This is a genomic window from Undibacterium sp. Tian12W (assembly GCF_049339405.1).
Taxonomy (GTDB): Bacteria; Pseudomonadota; Gammaproteobacteria; order Burkholderiales; family Burkholderiaceae_D; genus Undibacterium.
The window spans coordinates 123,002-142,329 of record NZ_JBMPPK010000016.1 but is presented as its reverse complement, the minus strand read 5'-3'; the positions used below and the strand labels follow the sequence as shown (position 1 = coordinate 142,329).

20 protein-coding genes are annotated in these 19,328 nt (G+C 49.2%); 12 read left to right on the top strand and 8 right to left on the bottom strand.

Annotated features, from left to right (window positions below):
- Nucleotides 1–74 precede the first annotated feature (74 nt).
- The 7 genes from pnp to ACO0LI_RS20535 form a co-directional block, all read right to left on the bottom strand.
- Nucleotides 75–2,231: a polyribonucleotide nucleotidyltransferase gene (pnp, locus tag ACO0LI_RS20565; protein WP_422950392.1), complete on the bottom strand. Its 2,157-nt coding sequence runs from the start codon at nt 2,229–2,231 to the stop codon at nt 75–77.
- 225 nt (nt 2,232–2,456) lie between these two features.
- A complete protein-coding gene (gene rpsO / locus ACO0LI_RS20560) occupies nt 2,457–2,726 on the bottom strand; it encodes a 30S ribosomal protein S15 (protein WP_110253976.1) in 270 nt (89 codons plus the stop codon).
- Between the two features lie 130 nt (nt 2,727–2,856).
- Nucleotides 2,857–4,395, bottom strand: coding sequence for a 2-isopropylmalate synthase (locus ACO0LI_RS20555; protein ID WP_422950393.1), 1,539 nt, complete (start codon nt 4,393–4,395; stop codon nt 2,857–2,859).
- Nucleotides 4,396–4,791: 396 nt separating this feature from the next.
- Nucleotides 4,792–5,661 (bottom strand): CDP-diacylglycerol--serine O-phosphatidyltransferase, encoded by an 870-nt coding sequence (pssA, locus tag ACO0LI_RS20550; RefSeq protein ID WP_423034915.1) that lies wholly within the window; start codon nt 5,659–5,661, stop codon nt 4,792–4,794.
- A 307-nt stretch (nt 5,662–5,968) separates the two neighbouring features.
- Complete coding sequence (ilvC, locus tag ACO0LI_RS20545; protein ID WP_110253979.1) at nt 5,969–6,985, bottom strand: ketol-acid reductoisomerase; 1,017 nt, start codon at nt 6,983–6,985, stop codon at nt 5,969–5,971.
- A 58-nt stretch (nt 6,986–7,043) separates the two neighbouring features.
- Nucleotides 7,044–7,535, bottom strand: coding sequence for an acetolactate synthase small subunit (gene ilvN, locus ACO0LI_RS20540; RefSeq protein ID WP_110253980.1), 492 nt, complete (start codon nt 7,533–7,535; stop codon nt 7,044–7,046).
- Nucleotides 7,535–9,250 (bottom strand): acetolactate synthase 3 catalytic subunit, encoded by a 1,716-nt coding sequence (locus tag ACO0LI_RS20535; RefSeq protein ID WP_422950397.1) that lies wholly within the window; start codon nt 9,248–9,250, stop codon nt 7,535–7,537. The genes ilvN and ACO0LI_RS20535 overlap by 1 nt, the downstream gene beginning before the upstream one ends.
- A 207-nt stretch (nt 9,251–9,457) precedes the next feature.
- Here ACO0LI_RS20535 and ACO0LI_RS20530 point away from each other — a divergent pair, with 207 nt between their 5' ends.
- From ACO0LI_RS20530 to rarD, 12 genes are all read left to right on the top strand, one after another.
- A complete protein-coding gene (locus ACO0LI_RS20530; RefSeq protein ID WP_423034913.1) occupies nt 9,458–9,745 on the top strand; it encodes a hypothetical protein in 288 nt (95 codons plus the stop codon).
- Between the two features lie 93 nt (nt 9,746–9,838).
- Nucleotides 9,839–10,408, top strand: coding sequence for an RNA polymerase sigma factor (locus ACO0LI_RS20525; protein WP_162041826.1), 570 nt, complete (start codon nt 9,839–9,841; stop codon nt 10,406–10,408).
- The gene (locus ACO0LI_RS20520; RefSeq protein ID WP_422950399.1) at nt 10,405–10,821 is read left to right on the top strand and encodes a DUF3619 family protein; all 417 of its coding nucleotides are present in this window, start codon (nt 10,405–10,407) and stop codon (nt 10,819–10,821) included. The genes ACO0LI_RS20525 and ACO0LI_RS20520 overlap by 4 nt, the downstream gene beginning before the upstream one ends.
- 2 nt (nt 10,822–10,823) lie before the next feature.
- On the top strand, nt 10,824–11,537 hold the full coding sequence (locus ACO0LI_RS20515; protein ID WP_423034911.1) for a DUF3106 domain-containing protein: 714 nt from the start codon (nt 10,824–10,826) through the stop codon (nt 11,535–11,537).
- 4 nt (nt 11,538–11,541) lie between these two features.
- A complete protein-coding gene (locus ACO0LI_RS20510; RefSeq protein WP_423034909.1) occupies nt 11,542–12,060 on the top strand; it encodes an RDD family protein in 519 nt (172 codons plus the stop codon).
- 62 nt (nt 12,061–12,122) lie between these two features.
- Nucleotides 12,123–12,794, top strand: coding sequence for a TetR/AcrR family transcriptional regulator (locus ACO0LI_RS20505; protein ID WP_162041829.1), 672 nt, complete (start codon nt 12,123–12,125; stop codon nt 12,792–12,794).
- Nucleotides 12,791–13,372 carry a TIGR00730 family Rossman fold protein gene (locus tag ACO0LI_RS20500; RefSeq protein WP_423034907.1) on the top strand — a complete coding sequence of 194 codons (582 nt, stop codon included), beginning with the start codon at nt 12,791–12,793 and terminating at the stop codon, nt 13,370–13,372. The genes ACO0LI_RS20505 and ACO0LI_RS20500 overlap by 4 nt, the downstream gene beginning before the upstream one ends.
- 105 nt (nt 13,373–13,477) lie before the next feature.
- Nucleotides 13,478–13,687 (top strand): DUF3460 family protein, encoded by a 210-nt coding sequence (locus tag ACO0LI_RS20495; RefSeq protein ID WP_162059367.1) that lies wholly within the window; start codon nt 13,478–13,480, stop codon nt 13,685–13,687.
- A 45-nt stretch (nt 13,688–13,732) separates the two neighbouring features.
- Nucleotides 13,733–14,590, top strand: coding sequence for a segregation and condensation protein A (locus tag ACO0LI_RS20490; RefSeq protein ID WP_422950403.1), 858 nt, complete (start codon nt 13,733–13,735; stop codon nt 14,588–14,590).
- A 39-nt stretch (nt 14,591–14,629) separates the two neighbouring features.
- On the top strand, nt 14,630–15,469 hold the full coding sequence (gene panC, locus ACO0LI_RS20485) for a pantoate--beta-alanine ligase (RefSeq protein ID WP_162041832.1): 840 nt from the start codon (nt 14,630–14,632) through the stop codon (nt 15,467–15,469).
- Nucleotides 15,469–16,368 (top strand): cobalamin-binding protein, encoded by a 900-nt coding sequence (locus ACO0LI_RS20480; protein ID WP_423034904.1) that lies wholly within the window; start codon nt 15,469–15,471, stop codon nt 16,366–16,368. Before panC ends, ACO0LI_RS20480 begins: the two co-directional genes overlap by 1 nt.
- An 82-nt stretch (nt 16,369–16,450) precedes the next feature.
- Entirely contained in the window at nt 16,451–17,329 is an 879-nt protein-coding gene (rarD, locus tag ACO0LI_RS20475) for an EamA family transporter RarD (protein WP_423034902.1), read from the top strand.
- Between the two features lie 74 nt (nt 17,330–17,403).
- Here the strand turns inward: rarD and ACO0LI_RS20470 are convergent, their stop codons facing one another.
- Nucleotides 17,404–19,212, bottom strand: a complete 1,809-nt coding sequence (locus ACO0LI_RS20470) for an ATP-binding protein (RefSeq protein WP_422950407.1) — start codon at nt 19,210–19,212, stop codon at nt 17,404–17,406.
- Between the last annotated feature and the right edge of the window lie 116 nt (nt 19,213–19,328).

The window sequence follows — 19,328 nt, the reverse complement described above, 5'->3', positions numbered from 1 at the left end:
TGTAAGCCAATAAAAAAACGCCCGTGCGAGACGGGCGTTTTTAACTCTGAAAGGTCAGAAGACCTTAGAATTTATTACTGCTGCTGTTGTTGCTGCTGTTGCTGCTGTTGCGGCTGAGCTGGTGCTTCAGATTCAGAAGCTGCTGCCTTCATCGACAACTTGAAGCGACCACGGTCATCAGTTTCCAGTACTTTTACACGTACTTGCTGACCTTCTTTGAGGTAGTCAGCAACTGCATTCACGCGCTCATTGGCGATCTGACTGATGTGCAGCAAACCATCTTTACCTGGCATGATTTGTACGATCGCGCCGAAGTCCAGCAATTTCAAGACTGTACCTTCATAGATTTTGCCAACTTCAACTTCTGCAGTAAGCTCTTCGATACGGCGCTTGGCTTCCTGTCCAGCTGCTGCATCAACAGAAGCGATCGTCACGATACCTTCATCGCTGATATCAATTTGCGTGCCAGTTTCTTCTGTCAAGGCACGGATTACCGCACCACCTTTACCGATCACGTCACGGATTTTTTCCGGATTGATCTTGACGGTGATCAGGCGTGGCGCAAAGTCAGACAATTCTGTATTACCGACTGGCACAGCTTCTTGCATTTTGCCAAGAATATGAATACGGCCTTCTTTAGCTTGCGCCAGAGCGACTTGCATAATTTCTTTAGTGATACCCTGGATTTTGATATCCATTTGCAGGGCAGTGATGCCTTCTGCAGTACCGGCTACTTTGAAGTCCATGTCGCCGAGGTGATCTTCATCACCGAGGATGTCTGTCAGAACGGCAAACTTGTTGCCGTCCTTGATCAGGCCCATGGCGATACCAGCAACGTGTGCTTTCATTGGTACACCAGCATCCATCAACGCCAGGCAGCCGCCGCAGACGGAAGCCATGGAAGAAGAACCATTGGATTCTGTAATTTCAGATACCAGACGGACTGAGTAGCTGAAATCTTCCGGATCAGGCAAAGCAGCTTGCAATGCACGTTTAGCCAGACGACCATGACCGATTTCACGACGCTTAGGTGTGCCAACACGGCCTGTTTCGCCAGTAGCGAACGGGGGCATGTTGTAATGCAGCATGAAGCGGTCAGAGTATTCACCCATCAGCGCATCAATTTTTTGCTCGTCACGGGCAGTGCCCAGAGTCGCAATCACCAGAGCCTGAGTTTCACCACGTGTGAACAGGGCTGTACCATGCGTACGTGGCAGAACGCCAGTGCGGATAGTGATAGGACGTACAGTACGTGTATCACGGCCATCGATACGTGGCTCGCCTTCCAGGATTTGGGAACGAACGATTTTCGCTTCCAGATCAAACAGGATATTGCCAACTTCAGATGAATCAGGAGCAGCTTCGCCTTTGGCAGCAGCTTGCTCAGCCAGTGCTGCAGCAACTGTAGACGTTGCCGCCTTCAATTGTTCAGTACGTGCTTGTTTTTCTTTGGTTTGATACGCAGTGCGCAACAGAGGCTCTGCCACTGCTGTAACAGCAGCGATCAGCGGCTCATTTTTTGCAGCAGGTGCCCATTGCACTTCAGGCTTGCCACCGTCGCGTACCAATTCATGGATCGCATCGATCACAGCTTTCATTTGCGTGTGGCCGTAAACAACTGCGCCCAGCATGATTTCTTCAGACAATTGCTGCGCTTCAGACTCAACCATCAACACGGCTTGCTCAGTACCGGCAACAACCAGGTCCAGCTTGGATTGTTTCAGCTGAGTTGCGGTTGGGTTCAATACATATTGGCCATCAATATAGCCAACACGTGCCGCACCTACCGGGCCACTGAATGGGATGCCAGCAACGGAAATCGCTGCAGAAGCACCGATCATCGCAGCGATATCAGGGTCGATTTCTGGATTGACGGACAATACATGAATGATGACCTGAACTTCGTTCAGATAACCTTCTGGGAACAGAGGGCGAATTGGGCGATCGATCAAACGGGAAGTCAGTGTTTCTTTTTCTGATGGACGACCTTCACGCTTGAAGAAACCGCCAGGAATACGGCCAGCAGCGTAAGTTTTTTCCATGTAATCCACGGTCAGAGGAAAGAAATCCTGACCTGGTTTTGCATCTTTCTTGGCAACGACAGTCGCCAATACAACGGTATCTTCTATGGATACCAGGACTGCACCCGATGCCTGGCGAGCGATTTCGCCGGTTTCCAGTGTTACCTGGTGCTGACCATATTGGAAGGTTTTAGTAATTTTATTAAACACAATGTGTCCTTTCTATTTGCCGACAGATTTTCAGGCGCTGTCGTTCACCTCACCACGAGCAATCCGCCTGGACTGCTTTTTGCCTGTTTTTTAATATTTACATCAAAAACCGGGCTAAAACTGGATAAAACTAGATGAAACCAAAACTCTAGATGGACAAAAAGCCTGCGACAGTTAAATGACGCAGGCTTTTTGCTACAAATCTTTTGCTAAATTCAGCAAGAATTACTTACGCAAGCCGAGTTTTTCGATCAGTGAGCGATAGCGATTCAAGTCTTTACCTTTCAGGTAAGACAACAGACTCTTACGACGGTTAACCATCATGATCAAACCACGACGTGAGTGGTGATCTTTAGAGTGTGCTTTGAAGTGACCATTCAGGTCATTGATACGTGCAGTCAACAGAGCAACTTGCACTTCAGGAGAGCCTGTGTCGTTTTGACCACGGGCATTATCCGCTACGATAGCGGCTTTTGCATTTTTTTCGATAGACATGATTTTCCTTAACATGCGATAACAATAGTCATATTAACCATACAAACCATCATTATCGTGACATAACAATTCCGCCGGAATGACGGAACGCGTGACTATAACACCGTTTTTAGCCAGAATCAAATCTGCTTTAAATCTGCGGGTTCAGTTTCTCTGTCTTCGATTGCAATTTATTCAATGCCGACAAATAAGCTTTCACTGAAGCAACGACGATATCAGGATCAGCACCCACCCCATTGACGATGCGGCCAGCCTTGGACAAACGCATGGTGACTTCACCCTGCGACTGAGTGCCAGTAGTGATTGCATTCACCGAGAACAACAACAGTTCTGCGCCACTCTGCACCTTGGAATCGATGGCATTCACAATGGCATCAACCGGACCATTACCATTGCCCTCACAAGTCACTTCCTTGCCGTCTGAAGTAAATACGACTTTGGCATAAGGCAACTCGCCAGTTTCAGAGCGCTGCGAAAGAGACACATAATGGAAGGCATCGTTATTTTGTGCATGCTCCTCATCAGACACCAGGGCAAGAATATCTTCGTCGAATATTTCCGACTTGCGGTCGGCGAGCTCTTTGAAGCGGGCAAAGGCGGCATTAACTTCAGTTTCTGATTCCAGCGCGATGCCCAATTCTTCCAGGCGCTGCTTGAAGGCGTTACGGCCAGATAATTTACCCAGGACCAGTTTGTTGGCGCTCCAGCCCACATCTTCAGCACGCATGATCTCGTAAGTATCACGCGCTTTCAAGATGCCATCCTGATGGATGCCAGATGCATGGGCAAAAGCATTTGCACCAACCACAGCCTTGTTAGGCTGCACGGCAAAGCCGGTGATTTGCGACACCAGCTTGGATGCAGGTACGATCTGGCTGATATCTATGCCCAGTTGCAGGTCAAAATAATCCTTGCGAGTGCGCACGGCCATGACGATTTCTTCCAGAGCCGTATTACCAGCACGCTCACCCAGGCCATTGATGGTACATTCAATCTGACGTGCGCCACCTATCATGACACCCGCCAGAGAGTTGGCAACCGCCATGCCCAGGTCATTGTGACAGTGCACAGACCAGACCGCCTTGTCGGAATTGGGAATACGCTCACGCAAAGACTTCAACATATTGCCGTACAGCTCAGGCACGGCATAGCCAACTGTGTCGGCAAAGTTGATCGTCGTTGCACCTTCTTTAATAACCGCTTCCAGCACACGACACAAGAAATCCATATCTGAGCGACTGCCGTCTTCAGGGCTGAACTCCACATCATCCGTAAAATTGCGGGCATAGCGCACTGCCTGTATGGCCTGCTCCAATACCTGGTCTGGTGTCATACGCAATTTCTTTTCCATGTGCAGAGGAGACGTCGCGATGAAGGTATGAATACGCTTGCGTTGCGCGGCCTGCAAGGCTTCTGCTGCGCGGGCGATGTCGCGGTCATTGGCGCGCGACAAAGAGCAGATCGTTGAGTCCTTGATGATGGAAGCAATCGCCTTGATAGATTCAAAATCGCCAGGAGACGCCGCCGCAAAACCAGCTTCAATCACATCGACTTTCATTCTTTCCAGCTGCTTGGCAATACGGATTTTTTCATCCTTGGTCATTGATGCACCAGGGGATTGCTCGCCATCGCGCAAAGTTGTGTCGAATATGATGAGTTTGTCGGCCATGTTATTGCTCCTGATATGAATTTAAGTCTGAAATGTTGTAGATGAAAAACTGCAAACTGAGAATATTCTTTGACCTACCCTTGCAAGACGCACATGGGTGGTGAGACTACTCGAATTGTGGGTATAGGGGGATTTAGCGCGTGAACGCTAGTAGAGATGCCAGCAATAGCGATAGCAGACCAGACAGGCCTGCCATAGTGTTTTTTGCTATTGATGTAGATGCGAAGTTCATGCCAAAGACTATAAGCGCAAAGGCAGAAAAGTGCAAGAATTTATAGCAGGAAATTCCTGTTTTTATGAGGCAGAAAAGCAAAAAAGCCGCGATACATTTTCTGTATTGCGACTTTTCTTGAAAAACACCAAATTTAATCTGGCAGCGCGAGTTTTGATACCGGCTTATTTATCATCATGGTGATGATCATCAACACTAGTCTGCACTATGCTGACTGGCCTGCCCTTGCGCCAGCGCCACAGCAAGACGATATAACCAGACAGTCCATACAGGACAAACAAACCAAACAAGACCTTGGGCGGATCACTGACTACCGCAACATAGGCCAGCACGATGAGGAAAGGCGCAATGAATGGTACGGACTTACGCAGGTTCACGTCCTTGAAACTATAGAAAGGCACATTGGTCACCATCGTCAAACCAGCAAACAAGGTAAGGCTCCAGGTGCTCCAGCTCAAGTCACGCCCGAGGAAATGCAGATCTTCCATCAGCAATACAAAGCCCGCAACCAAAGCAGCGGCCGCAGGACTGGGCAAACCCTGGAAATAACGCTTATCGACCACACCAATATTGGTATTGAAGCGCGCCAGGCGCAAGGCCGCACCGGCACAATAGACAAAGGCCGCCAGCCAGCCCAGCTTGCCCATACCCTTCAACGACCATTCATAAGCCACCAGCGCCGGTGCAGCACCAAAGGAAATCATGTCTGACAAGCTATCGTATTGCGCCCCAAACTCACTCTGGGTATTGGTCATGCGGGCGACGCGACCATCCAGACTATCCAGCACCATGGCCGCGAAAATCGCCAGGGCCGACCGGTCAAAACGTTGATCCATTGCCATGACAATCGCATAAAAACCGCAAAACAAGGCTGCAGTCGTAAATGCATTCGGCAACAGGTAAATACCACGCCTCGGCTTGGCTGGGGTGCGTATATCACTCGCTTCCTGCACACTCGCGGCTGTATTCTTGCGCACACCCTTGGGGAAGAGCTTGAAACTACCTTTGGGTTTTCGTTTTAATATAGGTGCCATTCTTGCTATCGTCAACTGTGAAGTATATTTCTTGCCAGAGCAAGGAAGGAAAAAGTGTGCGAAGTATAACCCCGATTATTAGCAATGAAAACAAACGCAGGGACATGGTTCTACACATTCAAACATCAAATATACATCCTCATTCACATTTAACTACATATTAAATGCACACATATTTAAATGCACACATATCTGGTAAGGAGCCATGAGGCCCTGAAAGTAAAAATCGCCCTTCCGGGCGATTTTTAGTCTTCGAGCTGCGTGCGCCTGCAAGCGCACGCTGGATGATGCCCGGCGATCTCAGCAATTAGTTTTTGCTTTGATCAACCAGTTTGTTCTTCGCTATCCAAGGCATCATGGCACGCAATTTCGCGCCCACTTCTTCGATCTGATGCTCAGAAGTCAAACGACGGCGGGAGATCAAAGTCGGCGCGCCGGCTTTGTTTTCCAGGATGAAGCTCTTCGCGTATTCACCAGTCTGAATATCTTTCAGGCATTGGCGCATGGCGTTTTTGGTGTCTTCTGTAACGACTTTAGGGCCAGTCACATATTCACCGTATTCTGCATTGTTGGAGATCGAGTAATTCATGTTGGCGATACCGCCTTCATAGATCAGGTCAACGATCAGTTTCAATTCATGCAGACATTCAAAGTAAGCCATTTCTGGTGCATAACCAGCTTCAACCAGGGTTTCGAAACCAGCCTTAATGAGTTCAACTGCACCACCGCACAGAACCGCTTGCTCACCGAACAAATCAGTTTCTGTTTCTTCACGGAAGTTGGTTTCGATGATGCCGGCACGGCCACCACCGTTAGCCATTGCGTAGGACAAGGCGATGTCACGGGCAGAGCCGGATTTATCCTGATACACAGCGATCAGGTGAGGCACGCCGCCGCCCTGGCTATAAGTACCACGTACAGTGTGGCCAGGTGCCTTAGGAGCGATCATGATGACATCCAGATCGGCGCGTGGCACAACTTGACCGTAGTGGACATTGAAGCCATGGGCAAATGCCAGCACTGCGCCTTGTTTGGCGTGAGGAGCAACGTTTTCAGCATACACCTGGGCGATGTTTTCATCTGGCAGCAAGATCATGATGACGTCAGCTGCTTTGACTGCGTCGTTCACTTCAGCCACGTTCAGACCGGCATTTTTTGCCTTATCCCATGAAGCGCCGCCTTTACGCAGGGCGACAGTCACTTTACAGCCGGAATCATTCAAGTTCTGTGCGTGTGCATGGCCTTGAGAACCGTAGCCGATGATAGCAACGTTTTTGCCTTTGATCAGGGAGAGATCACAATCTTTGTCGTAGAAAACTTTCATTTTGTATCCTAATAATTAAGTATTTTTGTAGGGGATGGCGTATGCCTGAAACTATTTTTTAAACCTTGAGGATGCGTTCGCCGCGTCCTATGCCTGAACCACCGGTACGTACCGTTTCCAGAATTGCCGTGCGGTCGATTGAATCGATGAAAGCATCCAATTTACCTTTATTACCAGTCAATTCTATGGTGTAGGTCTTTTCGGTGACGTCGATGATGCGGCCACGGAAAATATCTGCGGTACGCTTCATTTCTTCGCGCTCCTTGCCGACCGCCCTTACTTTGATCAGCATCAGTTCGCGTTCTATGTGCGCGCCTTCGGTCAGATCAACCACTTTGACTACCTCAATCAGGCGGTTCAAATGCTTGGTGATCTGTTCGATGATGTCGTCAGAACCAGAAGTCACGATCGTCATACGCGACAGGGTCGGGTCTTCAGTCGGTGCAACCGTCAGGGTTTCAATGTTATAGCCGCGCGCAGAAAACAGACCGACCACACGGGACAAGGCACCGGCTTCATTCTCAAGAAGGATGGAAATAATATGTCTCATTACAGATCCTCCGAACCCAGCAACATTTCAGTCAAACCCTTGCCTGCCTTGACCATGGGCCAGACATTCTCGGTTTGATCAGTAATGAAATTCATGAACACCAGCCTGTCTTTCATGGCAAAGGCTTCACGTACTGCACCATCGACATCCGCCGGGTTTTCTATCTTCATGCCGACGTGGCCATAGGCTTCCACCAGCTTGGTAAAGTCAGGCAGAGAGTCCATGTAAGACTCAGAATAGCGTGAACCATAATCAATTTGCTGCCACTGCCTCACCATGCCAAGGAAGCGGTTATTCAACAAGATGATTTTTGGTGTCAGGTGATATTGCTTGCAGGTTGCCAGCTCCTGTATGCACATCTGTATCGAGGCTTCGCCAGTGATACAGGCAACAGTCGCATCTGGATTAGCCATCTGCACGCCCATGGCGTACGGCAAACCTACGCCCATGGTACCCAGACCACCGGAATTGATCCATCGACGTGGTTTATCAAAGCGGTAGTATTGCGCAGCCCACATCTGATGCTGGCCTACGTCAGAAGTAACAAAGGCATCGCCCTTGGTCACTTCCCAGACTTTTTCAACCACGGACTGTGGCTTGATGACTTCATTTGAAGTCGGGTATTTCAGGCATTCGCGGCCACGCCATTCATTAACCTGCTTCCACCAGGTAGCCAGCGCCTTTGGATCAGGACGTGTCTCCACTGCACTCAGTTGTGACAGCATTTCCTGCAAGACGTCTTTGACATTACCGACGATAGGAATATCAACCTTGACGCGCTTGGAAATCGACGAAGGATCAATATCAATATGAATGATCTTGCGTGGATGCGAAGAGAAATGCTTGGGATTGCCGATCACGCGGTCATCAAAACGTGCGCCAATAGCGATCAGCACGTCACAGTGCTGCATGGCCATATTGGCTTCGTAAGTACCATGCATACCCGGCATGCCGACGAATTTTTCATCGCTGGCACGGTAGGCGCCCAAACCCATCAGGGTATTGGTACATGGAAAGCCGAGCAAATCAACCAGCTTGTTCAGCTCCGGCGCAGCATGCGCGAGTATCACGCCGCCACCTGTGTAAATCATGGGACGTTCAGCCTGCAACAGCAGTTGCACAGCCTTGCGAATTTGACCTGCATGCCCTTTATCGACTGGCTTGTAAGAGCGCATTTCGACTTCTTTAGGGTAGCTATAGGTAGTTTTGTGCATGCTGATATCCTTGGGGATATCCACCAGCACAGGGCCCGGACGACCTGTCGTTGCAATATAGAATGCTTTCTTGACGGTCTCGGCCAGATCCCTGACGTCTTTCACCAAAAAATTATGCTTGACACAGGGACGGGTAATACCAACGGTGTCACATTCCTGGAAAGCATCCTGGCCAATAACGGCACTGGGCACCTGACCTGAAATGATCACCATGGGAATCGAATCCATATAAGCAGTTGCCAGCCCGGTTACCGCATTGGTAACACCAGGTCCGGAAGTGACCAGAGCCACGCCTACTTTATTGGAGGAACGGGAATAAGCATCGGCAGCATGTACTGCAGCCTGCTCGTGACGCACCAGGATATGTTGGAACTTGTCCTGATTAAAAATCGCGTCATAGATATAGAGTACGGCACCACCCGGATATCCGAATACATGCTCAACACCCTCTTCGGCAAGACACTTGACAAGTATCTCTGCGCCTGTAAATTCTGAACTCATAAATTGTGTCCTTTCAAGGTCCATAGGAGATTGATCGGATGTTCTTTCCTGGCGAAATCGACATGTAAATACCGGAAAGCTGAGATCCCTTTACGTGCGGTCACATTCCCCTTTACACATCCGTTGGATATGGTGCCAGGCAAGGCTTAGTGCACTCGTTCAATCAGTATTAAGGCTTTACAACGACAGACTTCTCACGCTTGTGGCATGGGTCAGAACAAACAGCTTCTTAAAGCGAACTTGTCGGCGACGGCATTGTGGGCTGTTCCAGACAAGCATTTTGTGCCCCGAGATTTTGGAGCGGACTCACAAGGTACTGCGTCGCAGCAATTTGGTCAAGGAAAATTCTATAAGAAAAGAAACTTATTTGCCGTTAAAATGTTATCAAATGACAATAAGCCACAAAATTCAGGACATAAGCACGTATTTTTGCTAGCATGTGCGCAATTTTGCATAGCCAGCTTCTTTAGTTTCAACGCCATTGATCGCAATTAATCAAAGCCAATGCGTAACGACAATGAAGAAGCCGCGCCTGCTATAACAACGTAACTCAACGCAAAGCGAACGTAAAGCGCGTAACTGCCAACAATGGCCACAGACAAAGAATTATCCAGCTTTTTGGAAGGTGTAGAACGACGCGCTTTCAAACATGCTGTCTATACGGTAAGAAATGAAGAGTCTGCCCTGGACATTGTCCAGGAGGCAATGATCAAGCTCGCCGAAAAATATGGCGACAAGCCTGCGGCAGAATTGCCCATGCTGTTCCAGCGCATACTGCAAAACACTATTCTGGATTTTTTTCGCCGGGAAAAGGTCAGAAACACCTGGGTCAGCCTGTTTTCCAGCATCACGCCGTCAAATAATCAGGACGACGATAATTTTGACTTGCTGGAAAGTTATGCTGAAGAAGGCTCAGAATCATCCGAATCCAGTGCAGACAAGATAGAACGTGAGCAAGTTCTTAACATAATTGACGAAGAAATAAAAAAACTTCCAGCACGTCAACGGGAAGCATTCCTCATGCGTTATTGGGAAGACATGGATGTAGCGGAAACCGCCGCTGCAATGGGTTGCTCAGAAGGCAGCGTCAAAACACACTGCTCCAGGGCAACACACGCATTGGCCGTCACGCTCAAGGCGAAAGGAATACACCTATGAATTACTCAAAAGAAGCTAAAGACCTTGAGTTTGCTTACAAGGTAAGACGGGCGCTGAACGAGTCAGCAGAAAGCCTGCCCGCCCCTACCCTTGACAGGCTGGCGCTGGCACGCAAAGCGGCTTTGGCCCGCAAGAAGCAGGAAGCACCGGCAGCCGTGAAGGTATTCAAGGGCGTGCTGGCTGGCAACTCTGGCTTTTCTTTCCAGGGACCAGGTTCCTGGATGGGCAAGCTGGGCCTGGCCCTGCCCTTGTTGGTCCTGGTGGTTGGCTTGCTGGGCATTTATGAATACGAGCAACAGCAAAACATTAATGAACTGGCAGATATCGATACTGCCGTCCTGGTGGATGAATTACCGCCAGCCGCCTATGTTGATACCGGGTTCAGTGCTTATTTGAACAAAACAGAGGAGTAGTAGTGACGTTTGCGTTAATACCGAATACTGTTTGTCTCATTATTCTGTCTCTTGCAATACCGCTGGCTTTTGCCGGCGGTATTTCTGTTCCTGCGTCCAATCCACAAAGTACAGTTAATACAGCTAAGGCCAGCACTGGCCTGCTGGGTGGCAGTACCCTGAGCAAACCGCTGTGGACAGAACTCAGCGCTGCACAGAAACAGGCTTTGGCACCATTGAGTCCTGAATGGGACAAGATGTCAGAACTCGGTAAGAAAAAATGGCTGGGGATCGCCGATCGCTACGCAACGATGAAGCCGGACGAACAAGCCAGGTTGCAAGAACGCATGCGTGACTGGGTCAAATTGACCCCTGAGCAGCGTATGGCCGCCCGCGAAAACTACGCAAAATCAACACAACTCAAGCCTGAGCATAAGTCAGCCCAATGGCAACAATATCAACAGCTGAGCGAAGAAGAAAAAAAACGCCTCGCAGATGAAAACCAGAAAAAGAAAAGTGTGACCAATCTGCCATCGGAATCTGTCAAGAATCCGAAAATTCTGGCACCTATCAAGGTAGGCCCAACGCCGCCCACTACATCAGCGCCAGCCGTTAAAGTCATTACACCACCTGCGGCAGCCCTTGTTGCACCTGCCGCCTCAGTTGCTGCCACACCACCGGCAGCTACTGCAACCGATACCACAGCTGCCAGCGTGCCCGCGTCCCAAAACAAGTAATCCCGTGAATTCTGATCTGACTGCTCCAGCCATACGCCGCCGCCTGATTTGCATGGTCTATGAGGCCATGCTGCTGTTTGGCATCGTTTTTGTCTCAGGCTTTATCTTTGATGTGATCACGCAGAGCAGGCATGCCCTGACTTTACGTCATGCCCGTCAGTTCTGGCTGTTTCTTGTCATTGGTGCATATTTTGTGTTTTGCTGGAGCCGCAGCGGCCAAACCCTGGCGATGCAGACCTGGCGTATCAAAGTAGTTGACCTGGATGGCGGCAAATTGCCTGTGGTGAAGGCTATAGTACGCTATTGCCTGGCATGGATGTGGTTTTTGCCTGCCATGGCACTGGACCATCAACTAGGCCTCAAAGAGTGGCAAATGGCTGGCGTGGTCATCGCTGGCATGCTGGCCTGGGCATACACCGCCCGTTTCGACAAGCAAGGCCAGTTCTTGCATGACCGTCTGGCCAAGACCCGATTGATCCATATTCCCTCAGAAATTGAGCTGAAAGCGCAGTCAGGAACCTGATACTCTTTTGATGTTGCGCTTTCAATGTTATTCTTATGAAATAAATTATCGAGAAGAATGACATGCAACACAAAGCTCCTCGTCGCACCAGGGAACGTATACTTGAGTTATCCCTGCGCCTTTTCAATGAATTCGGTGAACCCAATATCACCACAACCGTGATTGCTGAGGAAATGAATATTTCCCCGGGTAATCTGTATTATCATTTCCGCAATAAAGATGATATCGTCAATTCCATCTTTGTGCAGTTCGAGGCAGAGATCAACAAGAAGCTGGCTTTCCCTGAAGGGCGCAAAGCCAATATTCAGGATATCTGGACTTACCTGCACCTGACGTTTGAACTGGTCTGGCGCTATCGCTTTTTCTACCGCGACCTGAATGATTTGCTCTCACGAAACCGTAAGCTGGAACTGAACTTCAAAGAGATACTGACGCACAAGATCAAGGTCGCGACCGAACTGTGCAATGGCTTGCGCGCCGATGGTGAATTTGAAGCCAGTGACATTGATATCGATGCCCTGGCGACCAATATGGTGGTCGTTGCAACTTACTGGTTGTCGTATGAATATGTGCGCAATCCGCGTAAATATACCGAACTGCAAACCATGTCAGAGTCTCTGGCACGTGGATGTTATCAGGTGATTGTGCTGATCAGCCCTTACCTGCGCGGAGAAACCAAGAACGTCTTTGAGAAACTGTCGCAAGACTATTTGCGCAAGATCAATCCAGCATGAAGAATATTTGCGTCTATTGCGGCTCTTCGCCAGGCATTACCACAGACTATGCCATTGCAGCACGCCAACTGGCTGCTGAGCTGGTCAGGCAAGATCTTGGCCTGGTGTATGGCGGCGGCAATGTCGGCCTCATGGGTGTCATTGCTGATGAAGTCATGCTCCTGGGCGGCAGAGTCACAGGTGTCATCCCTAAAGCACTGATGGATAAAGAGGTTGGCCATACCGGCCTGAGCTCCCTGCATGTCGTTGCCAATATGCATGAACGCAAAGCCATGATGGCTGATTTGTCGGATGCCTTCATCGCCATGCCTGGCGGCATAGGCACACTGGAAGAATTATTTGAAGTGCTGACGTGGTCGCAACTGGGCTTTCACGAAAAACCTGTTGGTTTATACAATATTAATGATTTTTACCGGAAATTGCATGATTTTCTCTTGCACACGGTAGAACAGGGCTTTTTGCGGCCTGGCCACCTGGACTTGCTGTACACGGAAACCGACCCAGCCCAGCTCTTGCAGAAGTTTGCCAACTATCGCCCAGTGCACGTAAAAAAATGGCTGGAAGTCAAAGACCTTTGATTTCTCTGCATGCCTGAAGCTTTACTCAAGGGCCAAAACCGCATGGTGAGGCCAAAAGCAGAGTAAAATGCGGCTTCATCCGACTTTTCGTGTTTATTTCAAATTATGAAATTCTCCAAGCAATTCTCTTTGTACGAATCCGAAGCAACCAACTTCATCAAAGACCTGAAAAAAGCCAATCCTGCACTGGAACAAAGCCAGCGCGATGGCCGTGCCCTGCTGTGGGACAAGCAAGCGATAGATCTGGATACGCAAAAACGCAATCTGGAATCGCGCATCAACCAGCAAGCCTACGTGTATCAAAACAAAGGCTAAGGCTAATACAGCCTGCCTTGATACTCTGATCAATCCGGAAAGCCAGTGAGCGCCACAGCAGCGTTAACCCCAACCGATTTACCCTTGGTTGGCGCAACCGACAGCACGCCTGATGTTGTCGATGGTCTGGCATTTGCCAAGCTGTATGGTGAGCCGCTATTCAAGCTGCCGACTGATCTGTACATCCCCCCTGACGCGCTGGAAATATTCCTGGAAGCATTTGAAGGCCCGCTGGATTTGCTGCTATACCTGATACGCAAGCAGAACTTCAATATCCTTGATATTCCGATGGCCCAAGTCACGCTGCAGTATCTGCAGTACGTCGATCAGATACGCAAACACAATCTGGAACTGGCGGCCGAATATCTGCTGATGGCAGCTATGCTCATCGAGATCAAATCCCGCATGCTGCTGCCCTCGAACAAGAGCACAGACAGCGAAGAAGCAGATGATCCGCGCGCCGAACTGGTACGCCGCCTGCTCGAATATGAACAGATGAAGCTGGCTGCTTACGATCTTAATGCAGTGCCACAACTGGGCCGTGATTTTTTGCACGCCCAGGTGTTCGTCGAACAAAACACCGTGCTGCACTGGCCGCATGTCGATATCGCTGACCTGCAGTCTGCCTGGGCAGATGTATTGAAGCGCGCTACGCTCGTCGCCCATCACAAGATCAGCCGTGAAGAACTGTCGGTGCGTGAACACATGACAGGGATTTTGCGCAAGCTGCAGTCATCCAAGTTTGTAGAATTCTCCGACCTGTTTGACGTCAGTCGAGGTGCGCCTGTGCTGGTCGTCAATTTTGTCGCCCTGCTTGAGCTGGCCAAAGAAACCCTGATAGAAATCACCCAGGCAGAAGCCTTTGCGCCTATCTATGTGCGCCTGGCCTATTCGCCTGCCTGATGGCAAGAACATTACTATTCCTCACTAAAGAGCCGTAACATGAAAATCATTTCCTCCATTGAAGAATTGCGCGACCAGTTGAGTGGGCAATTGCGTACTGCATTTGTACCTACCATGGGCAATTTGCATGAAGGGCATTTATCCCTGATGCGGCTGGCAAAAAAACATGGTGATCCTGTGGTCGCTTCGATTTTCGTGAACCGCCTGCAGTTTGGCCCGAATGAAGATTTCGACAAATACCCGCGCACTTTCCAGGCTGACGTAGAGAAGCTGGAAAAAGAAGGCGTGTATGTTCTGTTTGCACCGACTGAAAAAGACCTGTATCCAGAACCGCAGGAATACCGCGTGCGCCCACCAGATGATTTGGGCAATATACTCGAAGGTGAATTCCGCCCAGGCTTCTTCACTGGCGTCACCACTGTTGTACTGAAGCTGTTCTCTTGCGTACAGCCACGCGTTGCCGTCTTTGGTAAAAAAGATTATCAGCAACTCATGATAGTACGCAATATGAGCAAGCAATTTGCCTTGCCGACAGAAATCATCGCCGCCGAAACTTTCAGGGCAGAAGACGGTCTGGCCCTATCTTCGCGCAATATGTATCTGTCACCAGAAGAACGCGCCGAGGCACCTGCCCTGTACAAAGTCCTGAACGAAGTCGCAGCAGAAGTACGCGGCGGCCATCTGGATATGTTTGAACTCGAACGCCAAGCCATGGCAAAACTGGCGACACGCAACTGGAAGCCGGATTACATCTCCATACGCAAACGCGCCGACCTGCAACCACCGTCTGCTGGCGATCTCGCCCAGCAATCACCGCTGGTGGTAGTCGCTGCCGCCAAACTGGGTGGCACACGCCTGATCGATAATCTGGAAATCTGATGCGTCGTTTTCAATCGCTAACAGGCAGCCTTGCACTTGCAGTCTGCCTGACAGGGAGTCTTGCATCCACTAGTGCACATGCGGCCATCACTGTACTGGATGATGCACAGCGACCTGTCACGCTAGAAAAACCTGCGCAACGCATCGTCAGCCTGGCACCGCATATTACCGAAATGTTGTTCGAGGCTGGCGCAGCAAATAACATCATTGCCGTGACTGATTACAGCGACTATCCCGAAGCTGCGAAAAAACTGCCATCAATAGGCAATATTTTTGCACTGGACCTGGAGCGCCTGCTCTCTCTCAAACCCGATCTGGTCATTGTCTGGGGCACAGGTAATGCAAAAATCCTGGCCAATAAATTACGCAGCAACCACATCACTGTCTTTGAAAGTGAGCCCCACAATTTTGAAATGGTGGCAACTTCGATAGAAAGACTGGCGACACTGGCTGGCACAGAAAGTACCGGCAAAGCCAACGCACAAAAGTTCAGGCAGCGTCTCGACAATCTGCGCAAGACTTATCAATTGCTAGCAGGGACAGCACCTATCAGCGTATATTATCAAATGATACGCAGGCCCTTGATGACCATCAATGACACGCATATGGTGTCCGACTCCATACGTCTGTGCGGTGGCAAAAATGTATTTGGCCAGCTCAAGGAGTTGAGCTCCACCATCACCAATGAAGCAGTGCTGGCAGCGAACCCTGATGTCATCTTCAGCAGCGGTGAAAATATAGACAGCATGGCAGACTGGAAGCAATACCCGATACTGACAGCAGTAAAGAAAAATAATTTCTATGCAGTCAAAGGTGACTGGCTGAATCGTGCCGGGCCACGCATACTCGATGGCACCGAAGCACTTTGCAAACATCTGGCCGCAGCAAGAAGCAAATAGGCGCTGGCAGCAAACAATTTCTATTCAAGCGATAATGTTTGTCTTGCTTGCTGCCGCAAGCCTTACAGATTGATTGCTACTCATGCGCCAAGGTATTTTGTTTGCAGGCTCCGCGTATTTCCTCTGGGGCCTGTTCCCCATCTATTTCAAGACCCTGCACGACGTCCCTGCGCTGGAAATCCTGCTGAACCGCATGCTGTGGTCATTGCTATTCCTGGTTGGCGTGCTGACCTGGCGAAAGCAATGGGCATGGGTCAGCACAGCAATCAGGCAACCAAAACTGATAGCTGGCTTTGCCCTGAGTGCGGTGCTGTTGTCCGCCAACTGGTTTGTCTATATATGGGCCGTCAATCACGGCCACATCGTTGATGCCAGCCTCGGTTATTTCATCACGCCCCTTGTGAATATCCTCATAGGCTCAGTCTTGCTGCGTGAAAAACTGCGCCCTGGTCAATGGCTGTCAGTAGCCCTGGCTGCTATAGGCGTCGCCTGGTTGACCATACAGACTGGCCACCTTCCATGGATAGGCCTGGTGCTGGCAACGACATTTGGCACTTATGGCTTGCTGCGTAAGACCTCTGCCCTGGGTGCACTGGAAGGCCTGTCATTGGAAACTGCCCTGCTCTTTCCATTTGCCTTTGGCTGGCTATGCTGGCTTACTGCACAAGGACAAAACAGCTTCATCGCCAGCAGTGTGGATATCAAGATGCTGCTGCTCATCAGCGGCCCTATCACTGCCATTCCCCTGTTACTGTTCGCGGCAGGCGCAAGGCGCATACCGATGACGACACTGGGATTGCTGCAATACATCTCGCCGCTGGTGCAGTTACTGCTGGGCGTCTGGCTATATCACGAGCCTTTCGACTCCAACAAACTGGCAGGCTTTATCGCCATTTGGGCAGCGCTGGTCGTCTATTCAGCTGAAGGTTTGTGGCGCAATTTCAATCAACAAAAAATGTGAACGCCTCAGAAAACATCAAATTATTTTTTGTGAGTCAGTGCGAAATGGAAAGTTCAATAGCAGGTAAATGCTCATCATGCAGCAATTGGTAAAATCAGGATAAGTGAACACCCACCCGATGAAGACAGAATCTGCAATTGCATACCACACTCAGACGCTCTGTTACGAATGTTGCTCAAACCACGACCTTTTGAAGGAATTGCCAAGTCAAAACCAATTCCATTATCTTGAATGATGACTGAAATTGAGTCAGCATTGACTTTAGTACTCACTGTCACCTGAGTAGCCTGAGCGTGTTTAATGATGTTGGTAAATGCCTCAAGAATAATTCTTTGCACATGCTGAACTTTAACCGGATTCATTTCCTGTATTGTCGGTAGCTCACCAACCTCCCAGACCAATTCTATTCCGGCACCGTTAAAACGGTGTTCGAGACGATAGCGTAATGCACCCAAAACACTCCCCAGATCACCCTCCATTGGCTCCAGCGCATCAATAGTCAACCGTAGCTCATCAATCAACTCCCTGACTTTTTGCTCCATGATAGCTGGTTGCATGATTTGAGTGCGAACATGATTTAACATACCAGCCAGTTGCGAGCCGAACCCATCGTGCATATCACGCATGATACGTTGCCGTTCAAGTATTAATGCTTCTTTGATTTGCCCTTCCTTCTTCTCTGCATTTGCCCGCTCGAGCTTACTCAGGGCTTTATTGAGATTATTTCGCGTGCGCAGAAGACTACGTCTTGTGGCTTGTACCGAGCGTGTAAAGCGCATAGCCATGATGACACTCATCGCCAACATGAAAAAGAGAATGGAAAATCTTGCCAACGCAAATGTCTGATAGCCATGCTTCATATGTACAACAACAATATGGTCATAAATACCAAAAGACAGGGCAATAACTGCAGCACCAAGCAACAAGTTATTTTGAAAGCTGGTTTTTTTCCTCCATTTGGCAAACAGCAAGATAGTCGTTAAAAATACATACAACAACATCACAAATAACCATACCTTGCGTGCCAGATAACTTTCGCCAAAGCTATAGGAAAATGTCAGCAATACTGTTATCACCGCAAAAAGCCATATGCTTCTTACAGTCCAGACGGACTTCATTCTCAATATGTTGACGGTACTGAAGATCAGACAAGCGACGGCACCACCGTAAGCCATGTCTATTGCCCACCCCCACCATTTGTAGGGAAATATCGGCTCTGTTGTCAGTGCATAGGTAGTACGAAAACCCCAAAGCAGAGCAGACATACCAAAGATGACGTACGCACGGGATCCCGCGGCCCAACCAAAACCACAAAAAATCAAAGACAAAAACATACAAATACTGATCGTGGCAAGAGATCCACCAACTTGCCAGACCATTCTTTGCTCAAACATGGGGCTGACATCCTTTAGCGGACCTATCCATACTTCAGACAAACCAGCATAGCGTGCCACTTCACCAGCAATCGTCACAAAGATTGTATTCTCACCAATATTCAAGACACCATTTGCAATGTTGAACATATGCGGAGTATGCACAAAGTCTTTACGTTGGTCGTTAAGCTCGCCCCTACTGCCGACCATCACGCCGTTGACCTCGACCCTTATACGATTACCTGCCCGTGGAAGAAAGATTGCATAGGTCTGTGCAACTTGCTGCGTTAATACAAATGTGAACGAATAACGCATCACGCCAGCACGCATGGGCTTGTATACATTCCAGGAGTCAGGCAATGCAACGATGCCAAGCTGCACACCTGTATTGATATCCAAAAGACTTGCATGATCAAGGCGTAATACTTGCGCCTGTGCAAAACGGCCTTCAGCCAACATAAGCACAAGAAATATCCCAGCGGAAATCAAGCACTTTTGCAACAAGGCCATGATGACCATCCCTAATTCAGGTGATTTATTTTAAATAAAACAACTTATAGACTGATGTCATTAAACTATGTCAGTATAATTTAAGCAATAAAATTCCCCATTCCAAGTTGGTATTA